We start from the raw sequence: 12,673 nt of genomic DNA, 5'->3' as shown, positions 1-12,673 counted from the left end.
AAAATACCACCTACGGACTCATAGCTCAGCTGGATAGAGTACTCGGCTACGAACCGAGCGGTCGGAGGTTCGAATCCTCCTGAGTCCGCCACACCAAAAAAGCCCGCTCAATGAGCGGGCTTTTTCTTTTTCGTTATCACTGATTTGTCAGTGATGTCGAACTAAGCTCAGCTGTAACTGCTGCATCAACAGCCAAGCATCCTCAGCGCAAGCGATGTGCTTTTTTCCGCCGCGCCACCGTCGCACTGATGGCTTCGAGCGTTGTCATAGCTTTAACGCGCAAACGATTGTTCTGGCCAAAATTTTAAGCGATCTGACAGCTGATGCAGTGTATGATTGCGCCCGTCAGCCCCGCCGGGGCTTGTGGAATACCACCATGGACTTACCCAGTAGTTACTCGATAACACGATTTGCCAAGCTAGATCTGACCGATTGATTCTCCCGGCGTGCTCCGCTGCTGGGAGTGGAGTTCGCCTATGACCGAAGTCGAAGTAAAGAAAGCCCAAGAGAGCCTGCAGGATCGCCTGGCCCAGGTGATCGAACTGTTGCAGCGCCAACGGGTGGTCGAGGACCTGACCCATCGTCAGGAAGGTCATCATCACGACCTGGTGGAAAACCTTGTCCACCGCCAGAACCTGGTCGAGCTGCAGCGCAAGCTCGACGATCTGCACCCCGCCGACATCGCCTATATCCTTGAAGCCCTGCCGCTGGACGACCGCCTGACGGTCTGGCAGTTGGTACGTTCCGAGCGTGACGGCGACATCCTGCTGGAAGTATCCGACGCGGTGCGTCAGACACTGATCGCCGACATGGACGATCACGAGCTGCTCGCTGCCGCCAAGGAAATGGACGCTGACGAGCTGGCCGACCTGGCGCCGGAGCTGCCTCGCGACGTTGTCCATGAACTGATGGAGAGCCTCGATGCCCAGCAGCGCGAACGTGTACGTTCAGCCCTGAGCTACGACGAGGAACAAGTCGGTGCGCTGATGGACTTCGAGATGGTGACTATCCGCGAGGACGTCAGCCTGGAAGTGGTGCTGCGCTACCTGCGCCGGCTCAAGGAGCTGCCCGGCCATACCGACAAGCTGTTCGTGGTCGACTACGACGGCATCCTCAAGGGCGTATTGCCCATCAAGCGCTTGCTGGTCAACGACCCGGAAAAGAAAGTCGCTGAAGTCATGGCCAATGACCCGGTCACTTTCCACCCCGAGGAAGATGCCTACGATGCCGCCCAAGCGTTCGAGCGCTATGACCTGGTTTCCGCGCCGGTGGTCGATAAGGGTGACCGCCTGATCGGCCGTTTGACCATCGACGAAATGGTCGACCTGATCCGTGAGGAAAGCGAGAGCGAAGTGCTCAACATGGCGGGTCTGCGCGAGGAAGAGGATATCTTCGCCTCTGTCTGGCGTTCGCTGCGCAACCGTTGGGCCTGGCTGGCCATCAACTTGATCACCGCCTTCGTGGCCTCCCGGGTGATTGGTCTGTTCGAGGGCTCCATCGAGAAGCTGGTCGCCCTGGCGGCATTGATGCCGATCGTGGCGGGTATCGGTGGCAACTCGGGTAACCAGACCATCACCATGATCGTGCGTGCCATGGCCCTGGATCAGGTGTCGCCCGGCAATACCAGCCGGTTGATGCGCAAGGAGCTGGCAGTATCGCTGCTCAATGGTCTGATCTGGGGTGGAGTGATTGGTGCCGTGGCCTTCTGGCTATATGGCAGTTGGTCGCTTGGCCTGGTGATGACCGCCGCGATGACCCTGAACCTGCTGTTGGCCGCACTGATGGGGGTGTTGATCCCGATGACGCTGACACGTCTGGGGCGCGATCCGGCGATGGGCTCGAGTGTGATGATCACCGCTGTGACCGACAGCGGCGGGTTCTTTATCTTCCTAGGCCTGGCTACGCTGTTCCTGCTCTGAACCAAAGGCCACTCCTACGGGGGGGGGCGTGCAGAATGTTTCGCCCACAAAAAAAGCCAGCAGCAGCTGGCTTTTTTTGTGGTCGGTGCAAACCTCAGGAAGCGTCTGCAGCCATTTCCACGTCGTGGGCGATCAAGGCAACCAGCGCGTTCTGCTGGCGATGGGAGAGTTGGCGGAAGCGTTGCAGCAGTTCCCGCTCGTGCAGGCTCAGCTCAGGGCTGTCCAGGCGCATGCTGAGCTCGTCGCCCAATGCACCTTCCTGGATAAGGCTTTGTTCCAGGCGTGCAATGATTTCGGAGTTCATGCTGCGATGGTGGTTGCGCGCTACCTCGGCAATGCGCTCACGCATTCCGTCTGGCAGGCGGACGACGAACTTGTCAGCGGTGCGGCTCGAATAGATAGCCTGTTTCATTGGGCGCATATACATTGACCGGTTTTTCTGGTTCAGGGGGAGCGGTTCTCAAATTGGCCGCACGGTGGTGGTGGTACGACCGTGGCGACACCAAAATGTTCAACCGGGATCTCATTTGGGTGCTCATCTTGCCCTAAGGCCGGCGTTTCCTTGGCGTCAATTCTGTGACAAATAGTGATCCGAATAAAGGCTTTTTGCCAGTACCAATTATCAGAAATGAGGACTGGTTTGAAAAGTTTCGCCTTTTTTCGACTCACCATGCTGTCGGCTGATTGCCGTCAAAAGCTGTTAAAAATCAGCAAAAGCCATGGAAAATCCCTAAAATACGCAGGTTTCCTCACTTGAGCATAGTGGCTATGCGATATGACGCAAGCAGCACGTCCCACACGGCAGGTCGCCTGATATTTCTGATTGGACCTTCCGGATCGGGAAAAGATTCCCTGATCGATGCAGCCCGTACGCAATTGCTGGCCCACGGCATCGAAATCGCCAGGCGGGTGATCACGCGCTCGGCCGAATCCAAGGGGGAGGCAGCTCATGGGGTAAGCCCCGAGCGGTTCGAGGCAATGCGCGAGGCGGGCGCGTTTGCGATGCATTGGCAGGCCAATGGGTTGCAGTACGGTATCCCGGTGCAGGTGGATCAATGGTTGGCAGCCGGTCGCCATGTGCTGGTGAACGGTTCCCGCGGTTACCTGCCTGAAGCGCGGCGACGCTATCCAGGCCTGTTGGCTATCCGGTTGGACGTCGCTCCACAGGTGTTGAAGCGACGCCTGCTTGCCAGGGGGCGGGAAACAACCGAGGAAGTCGAGCAGCGGCTCGAGCGCAATGCACGGTTGCAGCGTCATGACGAACCGGATGTGCATGTGTTGGATAATTCGCTGTCGCTGACCACGACCGTGGCCGCATTGCTTCAGCTCCTGGCCGACGAAGGGCTGATCGCCAGGGCTGCCCACGCACCCGGCGGTTAGCTGTGGCAATGAGCCTGGAAATGCCGAAAAGGATTACAGGTAAAACATGGATTGAGGCATGACAAACGGTCGGTCGCTGGTTAAGATGCTCGCCGTCTTGCATGCAGCCCTGCCCGCGGGACGTCACATCAAGCTCCCTTGCATGACATGTTCATTGGGAGCCGCACTATCCGTCCTCGTAGTTTAATGGATAGAACGGGGCCCTCCTAAGGCCTTGGTGCAGGTTCGATTCCTGCCGGGGACGCCATCGTCATGTTTCACTCCCGTCATGTTTCCTCCGTGCCCTCTTCACGCTCTTGTTCGGTAGCGCCCAGGCCAGAACCTTTTTAATTATGTGATTTATTCGAAGTCGAAGTTTCCCGTCCATGGGCCTTGTTTGGATAACATCTTTTTTATCCGCTGGGCAAGTCGGTTTTTCGAGGGGCGTGCGGGTGTGTCGTAAAAAATGTGAATGACGTCGCAATCGCTCTGTATACGGTCAGCCTGTGTTTCAAGTGTCTTCGTATTTCGTCCTCCGGATTAGTTACTAAGTGAGTTATATATTTCCGGTTAATGCCAATCGGGTGTCGCTTTCCGCTGTCAGGTATGTCTTGGCGGCCCTAGCCTCGTAGCCCCATCAGCATCGGTGTTCTCGCAAAAAAGGTTTTTCATTCGGAGCCTTGACGTTTCGTTCGGTTTGCTCTTTCTTATGCTGTATCGAAGTTTACGGTGAGAGAGGGATATATATAGAAGCGATTAGTCCTATATATAACCAACTACACCCGGTTCGTGCAGGAGGGGAAAGGGAACGGTTCGAGTACCAACGGATGTTGGCGGGGAATGATCGAGTTGTTCAACGCGTTCGGGTTCGGGCATGCCTATGTCAAGGGCTGTACGTGACTCGTTGTGTGATCTGGACTTTATATACAAGCGACTGTTTGAGCGTTTCAGTGCGGGGCGTAATTGTGTCCGGCTGCCAGGAGTTTTGGTTCGGATAGCAACGTCAGCAGACTTGCGCTATGGGCACAGGATATTGGCTTGTTCCCGGTACGGTCTCCCGCTTGAGGGTTCGCAATGGATGCCGATTGGCCCTTGCCATGTCGCGCCAATACAAGGAGAAGTTTGAATGTCGCTTCAAGCGAAAGTTATTGCTTCCACCCAACCTTCACACGCCCTTGCAGATGCCCCGGCAGTAGCGGTGGATGGCCAGCTCACCCTTACTCAAAGCAGTAACGTTGCACTCGGAATTTCACCGGACGCGGTAGCCGAATATTCCCGCCAAGGCTCCGATCTTGTCGTACACCTGAAAAATGGCGAAGCCGTGCGCATCGCCAACTTCTACGCAGAAGGCCAGGCGCCTAGCGAACTGTTCCTGGTCGGGGAAGATGAAAAGCTGGTAGCGGTCGATCTTGCCGCTGCGGATACTGACGGTGTGATCGCCGCCAATTACGTTCCCCAGGAAGGTGCGGCTGGTTTCGAATCCCTGACAGCAGCCGCCGGCGCGGCCGGCGTCTCTGGTGGGGCACTGCTCGCTGGCGTGGCTATCGTTGGCGGCGGTATTGCCCTTGCCAGTAACAGCGGTGGCGGCGGCGGTGGCAGCGACAGTGGTACCACCCCGGACACCGTCGCTCCAGACGCTGCGAAGATCAACCCGAGCAACGGTTCGAGCTTCAGCGGTACCGCCGAACCGAACAGCAAAGTGATCCTCACCGACGGCAACGGTAACCCGATCGGCCAAACCACTGCAGATGCCAATGGCAACTGGACCTTCAAGCCCGACACCCCGCTGCCCGACGGTACGGTGGTCAAGGTGGTCGTGCAGGACGCCGCTGGCAATACCAGCCCTGAAGCCACGGTCACCGTCGATGCCGTAGCCCCCGACGCTCCGGTGGTCAACCCCAGCAATGGCACCACCATCAGCGGCACCGCCGAGCCGGGCAGCACCGTGGTCATCACCGATGGCAGCGGCAACCCCATCGGCGAAACCACCACCGATGGCAATGGCAACTGGACCTACACGCCGAGCACTCCGCTGCCGGATGGTACGGTGGTCAATGTCGTGACCAAGGACCCTGCAGGCAACACCAGCGGGCAGGGCACCATCACCGTCGACGCGGTAGCCCCGGGCGCCCCTGTGCTCAACCCAAGCAACGGCTCCACCCTGAGCGGTACCGCCGAGCCGGGCAGCACCGTGACCCTGACCGATGGCAACGGCAACCCGATCGGCCAAACCACCGCCGACGGCAGCGGCAACTGGTCGTTCACCCCGGGTACGGCGCTGCCTGACGGCACCGTGGTCAATGCCACTGCCACCGACCCGTCGGGCAACTCCAGCGCGCCAGCCAGCACCACCGTGGATGGCGTCGCGCCTGCGACCCCGACCGTGAACTTGAGCAATGGCGCCGCGCTCACCGGTACTGCCGAGCCGGGCAGCAAGGTGATCCTCACCGACGGAAACGGCAACCCCATTGGCGAAACTACCGCCGATGGCAGCGGCAACTGGACTTATACCCCAGCTACGCCGCTGCCCAATGGCACGGCCGTCAACGTCGTGACCCAGGACGCCGCAGGCAACACCAGCCCTGCTGCCAGCGTCACCATAGATTCCAGCGCACCGGCCGCACCCGTGGTCAACCCGACCAACGGCACTACCCTGAGCGGCACCGCCGAGCCGGGCAGTACCGTGACCCTGACCGACGGCAACGGCAACCCGATTGGTCAGACCACCGCCGACGGCAGCGGCAATTGGTCGTTCACTCCGAGCGCCCCGTTGCCTAATGGCAGCGTGGTCAACGCCACCGCAACTGACCCGACCGGCAACACCAGCGGGCAGGGCACCATCACCGTCGACGCGGTAGCCCCGGGCGCCCCTGTGCTCAACCCAAGCAACGGCTCCACCCTGAGCGGTACCGCCGAGCCGGGCAGCACCGTGACCCTGACCGATGGCAACGGCAACCCGATCGGCCAAACCACTGCCGATGGCAGCGGCAACTGGTCGTTCACCCCGGGCACCGCGCTGCCTGACGGCACTGTGGTCAACGCCACCGCTACCGACCCGTCGGGCAACACCGGCCCGCAAGCCAGCACCACGGTCGACGGCGTTGCGCCGACAGCGCCGCTGGTCAACCCCACCAATGGCCACGTGATCAACGGTACCGCCGAGCCCGACAGCACCGTGACCTTGACCGACGGCAACGGCAACCCGATTGGCGAGGTGACCGCCGATGGCAGTGGCAACTGGACGTTCACCCCCGCCACGCAACTGCCGAACGGTACCGTGGTGAACGCCACGGCCACCGATGCGGCCGGCAACACCGGCCCGCAAGGCACGACTACGGTGGACAGTTCGCTGCCCTCGATCCCGCAGGTCGACCCGAGCAATGGCTCGGTGATCAGCGGCACCGCCGATGCGGGCAACACCATCATCATCACCGATGGCAATGGCAACCCGATCGGCCAGGTCACCGCCGACGGCAGTGGCAACTGGTCGTTCACCCCAGGCATACCGTTGCCCGATGGCACTGTGATCAACGTGGTGGCACGTAACCCTGTCAATGTCGACAGCGCACCGGCCATCATCACCGTGGACGGTGTGGCACCTGCGGCACCGGTCGTCGAACCGAGCAATGGCGCGGACATCACCGGTACCGCCGAGGCCGGCGCCACCATCATCCTCACCGACGGCAACGGCAACCCGATCGGCCAAACCACTGCCGACGGCAGCGGCAACTGGTCGTTCACCCCAGGTACTCCGCTGCCCAACGGCACCGTGGTCAATGCCGTGGCCCAGGACCCGGCCGGCAACAGCAGCGGCCCGACCTCTGTCACCGTGGACAGCGTGGCCCCGGCCGCACCGGTGATCGAGCCGAGCAAGGGCGATACCCTGAGCGGCACCGCCGAACCGGGCAGCACCGTGACCCTGACCGATGGCAACGGTAACCCGGTCGGTGAAGTGACTGCCGATGGCAGCGGCAACTGGTCGTTCACGCCGGCCACACCCTTGCCCAACGGCACCGTGGTCAATGCCACGGCCACCGACCCGACCGGCAACACCAGCCCGCAAGGCTCCACCACGGTGGACTCGGTCGCGCCTGCGGCACCGGTCGTCAATCCAACCAACGGCAACCTGGTCAGCGGCACCGCCGAGCCGAACAGCACCATCACCCTGACCGACGGCAGCGGTAACCCGATTGGCCAGGCCACCGCCGACGGCAGCGGCAACTGGAGCTTCACCCCTGGCACTCAGTTGCCCAACGGCACCGTGATCAATGCCACGGCCACCGATGCGGCCGGCAACACCAGCGGCCCGGGCACCGCAACCGTCGACACTTCGGTGCCGAACGTTCCGCAGGTCGACGCCAGCAACGGCGCGATGATCAGTGGTACGGCCGATGCAGGTAACCTGATCATCATCACCGACGGCAACGGCAACCCGATCGGCCAGACCACCGCCGATAGCAGCGGCAATTGGTCGTTCAACCCGGGCACTGCGCTGCCCGATGGCACGGTCGTCAATGTCGTGGCACGCAACCCTGGCAACAATATCGACAGTGCCCCGGCCAGCATCACCGTGGACGCCGTGGCACCCGACGCGCCGGTCATCGAGCCGAGCAATGGCGCGGAACTCAGCGGTACCGCCGAACCTGGCGCCACCGTGCTGCTCCTGGACACCAATGGCGACACGATTGGCCAGGCGACCGCTGATGGTAGTGGCAATTGGTCGTTCACCCCGGCCACGCCGCTGCCCCATGGCACGGTGGTCGAAGCCGTGGCCCTGGACGAGGCGGGCAACACCAGCTCGTCAGCCGCCGTCACGGTCGATGCCGTGGCACCGGCAGCGCCAGTGATCAATCCAAGCAACGGCAGCACCATCAGCGGCACTGCCGAGCCTGGCAGCACCGTGACCCTGACCGATGGCAACGGCGATCCGATCGGCGAAGTGACCGCCGATGGCAGCGGCAATTGGACGTTCACCCCGGCCATCCCGCTTCCTGATGGCAGCGTGATCAACGCCACTGCAACCGACCCGGCCGGCAACACCGGCCCGCAGGGCTCAGTGACCGTGGACGGCATCGCGCCGGCAACGCCTACCGTCAACCTCTCCCAGGGCGACACCCTCACCGGCACCGCCGAGCCGGGCAGCAAGGTCATTCTCACCGACGGCAACGGCGACCCAATCGGCGAAACCACAGCCGATGGGTCCGGCAACTGGAGCTTCACTCCGAGCTCGCCGGTCCCCAATGGTACCGTCGTCAACGTGGTGGCCCAGGACGCTGCTGGCAACGATAGCCCGCCGGCCACCGTGACCGTGGACTCCAGCGCGCCACCTGCGCCGGTGATCAACCCAAGCAATGGCACGACCATCAGCGGTACCGCCGAACCCGGCGCCACCGTGACCTTGACCGATGCCGGCGGCAACCCGATCGGCCAGGTCACCGCCGATGGCAGCGGCAACTGGTCGTTCACGCCAGCCAGCCCGTTACCCAACGGCACCGTCATTGTGGCCACCGCGACCGACCCGACCGGCAACACCGGGCCGCAAGCGGCCACGACCGTGGATTCGGTCGCGCCGGCAGCGCCGGTAGTCTCCCCGAGCAACGGTACTTCGATCAGTGGTACCGCGGAACCAGGGGCCAAGGTAATCCTCACTGATGGCAGCGCAAACCCCATTGGCGAAACCACTGCCGATGCTAACGGCGACTGGTCGTTCACCCCGAGCACACCATTGCCAGACGGTACCGTAGTCAACGCCGTGGCCCAGGACCCGGCGGGCAACACCGGCCCGCAAGGCAGCACTACGGTGGATGCCGTCGCACCAGCGACGCCGGTGGTCAACCCCACCAATGGCAACCTGGTCAACGGCACCGCCGAGCCGAACAGCACCATCACCCTGACCGATGGCAACGGCAACCCGATTGGCCAAACCACCACCGATGGCAGCGGCAACTGGAGCTTCACCCCAGGCGCACAACTGCCCAATGCCACCGTGGTCAATGCCACGGCTGCCGATGCGGCAGGTAACACCAGTCTGCCAGGCACCACCACCGTGGATACCTCGCTGCCATCGATCCCGCAGGTCGACCCGAGCAATGGCTCGGTGATCAGCGGCACCGCCGATGCGGGCAACACCATCATCATCACCGATGGCAACGGCAACCCCATCGGCCAAGTCACCGCCGACGGCAGTGGCAACTGGTCGTTCACCCCCGGCATCCCGCTGCCGGACGGCACGGTGGTCAACGTGGTGGCCCGCAACCCCAGCAACGTCGACAGCGCCCCCGCGGTCATCACCGTGGACGGCGTGGCCCCGGCCGCGCCGAACGTGGACCCGAGCAACGGCGTGGACATCTCCGGCACCGCCGAAGCCGGTGCCACGGTCATCCTCACCGACGGTGGTGGCAACCCGATCGGCCAGGCTACGGCCGATGGCAACGGCGACTGGAGCTTCACGCCTGCCACGCCCCTGGCCAACGGCACCGTCATCAACGCGGTGGCCCAGGACCCGGCTGGCAACACCAGCGGCCCGACCAGCGTCACCGTCGATGCCGTGGCGCCTGCTACGCCGGTCATCAACCCGAGCAATGGCACTGTCCTCAGCGGTACCGCCGAGGCTGGCGCGACGGTGATCCTCACCGATGGCAACGGTGATCCGATCGGCCAGACGACCGCAGACGGCAGTGGCAATTGGGTATTCGTGCCGGGTATTCCGTTGGCCAACGGCACTGTGGTCGATGCCGTGGCCCAGGACCCGGCTGGCAACGTCAGCGGACCGGCCAGCACCACGGTGGATTCGGTGGCGCCAGCGGCACCTGTCCTGGATCCGAGCAACGGCACCGTGATCAGCGGTACCGCTGAGGCCGGCGCCCAGGTAACCCTCACCGATGGCAACGGCAACCCGATCGGCCAGGTCACCGCCGATGGTTCCGGCAACTGGAGCTTCACACCAGGCACGCCACTGGCCAACGGCACGGTAGTCAATGCCGTGGCCCAGGATGCGGCCGGCAACACCAGCGGCCCGGTCAGCACCACGGTCGACACCGTGGCACCGGCCACGCCGCTGATAGATCCGACCAATGGCACCGTCCTGAGTGGTACCGCCGAGGCGGGGGCGACGGTGATCCTGACCGACGGCAACGGCAACCCGATTGGCCAGGCCACCGCCGATGGCAGCGGCAACTGGACGTTCAGCCCGGCCACGCCGTTGCTCGACGGTACCGTGGTCAACGCGGTGGCCCAGGACCCAGCCGGCAATACCAGCGGCCCGGCCAGTACCTCCGTCGACGCGGTGGCGCCGGCGACACCTGTGGTCAATGCGAGCAATGGCAGTATCATCAGCGGCACCGCCGAAGTCGGCGCCACGGTGCTCCTCACCGACGGCAATGGCAACCCGATTGGCGAAACCACCGCCGATGGCAGCGGCAACTGGAGCTTCACCCCTGGCACGCCGCTGCCTAATGGCACCGTGGTCAATGCGGTGGCGCAGGATCCGGCCGGCAATACCAGCGGCCCGGCCAGCACCACCGTCGATGCGGTTGCGCCTTCGGCACCGCTGCTGAGCATCAGTGCCGACGGTGCGCTGTTGACCGGTACCGCCGAGCCCAACAGCCAGGTGCGCATCGTCATCGCCGGCGATACCGCCAACCCGATCATTGCGACCGTCGATGGTGCCGGCAACTTCAGTTTGCCGTTCGCGCCACCGCTGATTACCGGTGAGCTGCTTTCCGGCGTTACCGTGGATGCTGCAGGTAATGTCAGTGGTCCAGCCACGATCAACGCACCGGACCTGGCGCCGCCGACCCTCTCCGTGCCGGAGGCCGCCGATACCTGGATCAACGCAACCGAAATCGGCGATGGCATCCAGGTGGATGTGACGGTGCGTCCAACCATGCAGGTTGGTCAGGTCGTCACCGTCAAGTTCGCCGGGCAGAACGGCTACGAGGCCGAGGTCAGCCATACCCTCACCGCAGGCGATATCGCGGCGGGCAATGTCACCCTGACTCTGACGCCACCCGGTGGCCAAGGGCCGTTCCCTGAAGGTGCTTCCACGGTCACCGCCGATATCAATGGCGGCACCGTATCGACACCGGTACCGTTCACCATCGATACGATTCCGCCGGCTACACCTGTGTTGTCGTTGGTGGGCAATATCCTGACCATTTCCGCGGAGCCGGGTACAGAGCTGACCGTCACCGTGGACGTGGGTGGAGTGACTGTCTCGGAGACCGTCACGGCTGACAACAGCGGGTTGGCGTCGCTGAACCTGCTGACCGACCTGGACATCGACTTCGGTTGGGACCAACTGCTCAACGCCCAAGTCTCGGTGGTTGGCCGCGACCCGGCCGGCAACCCGAGCAACGTGGCCTCCATCGGGCTGGGTACCAGCATCGAGCAGCCGGTGACCATCGGCAACTTTGGCTTGGATGTCAGCCTCAACCCACTGAACCCGCGGTTTGGCTTCAGTGGTACCACCGAGCCTGATTCCAGCGTGGTGATCCGTGTGATCACGCCGGCATTGAACGTGGAACTGTTGCCGATCCAGGCGGATTCGAGCGGCAATTTCTCCTTGAACCTGCTCAGCCCGACCATCCTTACCCAGTTGGGTCTGAACATCACCGACATCCTCAACCTCGGATCGCAGCTCTCGTTCAACCTGGTATCCACCGACTCCAACGGCAACGACAGTGCGGCGTACGGCATCACGCTGACGCCCAACGGGCTGTCGCTGAACATCGGCCAGATCGATGTCAACGGCACGTCAGGCGATGATGTCCTGTCCGGCGCCAGCGGCAGTTCGGAGCACATCAACGGTGGCGATGGCAGCGACCTGATCTTCAACGTGGGAACTGGCGATCACGTGGTCGCGGGCAATGGCAACGATACCGTGCAGGTCACTGCGACCGACTTCGTGAGCATCGACGGCGGTGCCGGGTTCGACACGCTGTTGCTCGCCAACGGCATCGACCTGGACTACAACGCGGTGGGAGTCGGCACGCTCAGCAATATCGAGCGTATCGACCTGGGCAAGGGAGACTCGGGAAGTGTGGTCACCCTCACTGCCGCCGAGGTCGATGCAATCACCGATGCCAACAACACGTTGCAGATCACCGGTGAAAACAACGACACCCTGAACGTGGTGGGGGCGGTCAATACCGGCACCACCCAATTGATCGACGGTGTGACCTACGACGTCTACACGTTCGGTAGCAGCACCCTGTTGATCGAGGACAACACCGTTCAGGTCGTGGTCTGATGAAACCTGCCGCGCAGTCCCGCAAGGGGCGGCAGATCGTGAAAGGGGCCGTCTCAGACTGTGTGAAAACACACTGATAGGCCCTAGACCAAACGCCCCGACTTGTTCGGGGCGTTTGTTTTTGTGCTGAAAAAAGGCTCTTCAG

General features: G+C 62.6%; 4 protein-coding genes and 2 tRNA genes. 5 read left to right on the top strand and 1 reads right to left on the bottom strand.

Features of this window, described 5'->3' with window-relative positions; translation table 11 throughout:
- Nucleotides 1–14: 14 nt before the first annotated feature.
- A tRNA-Arg gene (locus IRZ56_RS22650) sits at nucleotides 15–91 on the top strand.
- A gap of 385 nt (nucleotides 92–476) precedes the next feature.
- The gene (gene mgtE, locus IRZ56_RS22645; RefSeq protein ID WP_196146985.1) at nucleotides 477–1,919 is read left to right on the top strand and encodes a magnesium transporter; all 1,443 of its coding nucleotides are present in this window, start codon (nucleotides 477–479) and stop codon (nucleotides 1,917–1,919) included.
- 94 nt (nucleotides 1,920–2,013) lie between these two features.
- On the opposite strand, the gene IRZ56_RS22640 is transcribed toward mgtE, so the two are convergent.
- Entirely contained in the window at nucleotides 2,014–2,340 is a 327-nt protein-coding gene (locus tag IRZ56_RS22640; protein WP_003254499.1) for an Arc family DNA-binding protein, read from the bottom strand.
- 347 nt (nucleotides 2,341–2,687) lie between these two features.
- Between IRZ56_RS22640 and phnN the strand changes: the two genes are divergently transcribed.
- The 3 genes from phnN (at nucleotide 2,688) to IRZ56_RS22625 (ending at nucleotide 12,528) form a co-directional block, all read left to right on the top strand.
- A complete protein-coding gene (gene phnN / locus IRZ56_RS22635) occupies nucleotides 2,688–3,299 on the top strand; it encodes a phosphonate metabolism protein/1,5-bisphosphokinase (PRPP-forming) PhnN (RefSeq protein WP_196146984.1) in 612 nt (203 codons plus the stop codon).
- Nucleotides 3,300–3,471: 172 nt separating this feature from the next.
- Nucleotides 3,472–3,546, top strand: a tRNA-Arg gene (locus IRZ56_RS22630).
- Between the two features lie 858 nt (nucleotides 3,547–4,404).
- Complete coding sequence (locus IRZ56_RS22625; RefSeq protein ID WP_196146983.1) at nucleotides 4,405–12,528, top strand: Ig-like domain-containing protein; 8,124 nt, start codon at nucleotides 4,405–4,407, stop codon at nucleotides 12,526–12,528.
- Nucleotides 12,529–12,673 lie beyond the last annotated feature (145 nt).

This window comes from Pseudomonas guariconensis (genome assembly GCF_015680235.1).
Classification (GTDB): domain Bacteria; phylum Pseudomonadota; class Gammaproteobacteria; order Pseudomonadales; family Pseudomonadaceae; genus Aquipseudomonas; species Aquipseudomonas guariconensis_A.
The sequence above is the reverse complement of the archived record's forward strand: the minus strand, read 5'-3'. Positions and strand labels throughout refer to the sequence as shown.

What these genes read in the sequence shown, in the direction of transcription:
- IRZ56_RS22640 (WP_003254499.1), bottom strand. Translation starts at nt 2,340, where the DNA reads ATGCGCCCAATGAAACAGGCTATCTATTCGAGCCGCACCGCTGACAAG.
- IRZ56_RS22625 (WP_196146983.1), top strand. Translation starts at nt 4,405, where the DNA reads ATGTCGCTTCAAGCGAAAGTTATTGCTTCCACCCAACCTTCACACGCC.
- mgtE (WP_196146985.1), top strand. Translation starts at nt 477, where the DNA reads ATGACCGAAGTCGAAGTAAAGAAAGCCCAAGAGAGCCTGCAGGATCGC.
- phnN (WP_196146984.1), top strand. Translation starts at nt 2,688, where the DNA reads ATGCGATATGACGCAAGCAGCACGTCCCACACGGCAGGTCGCCTGATA.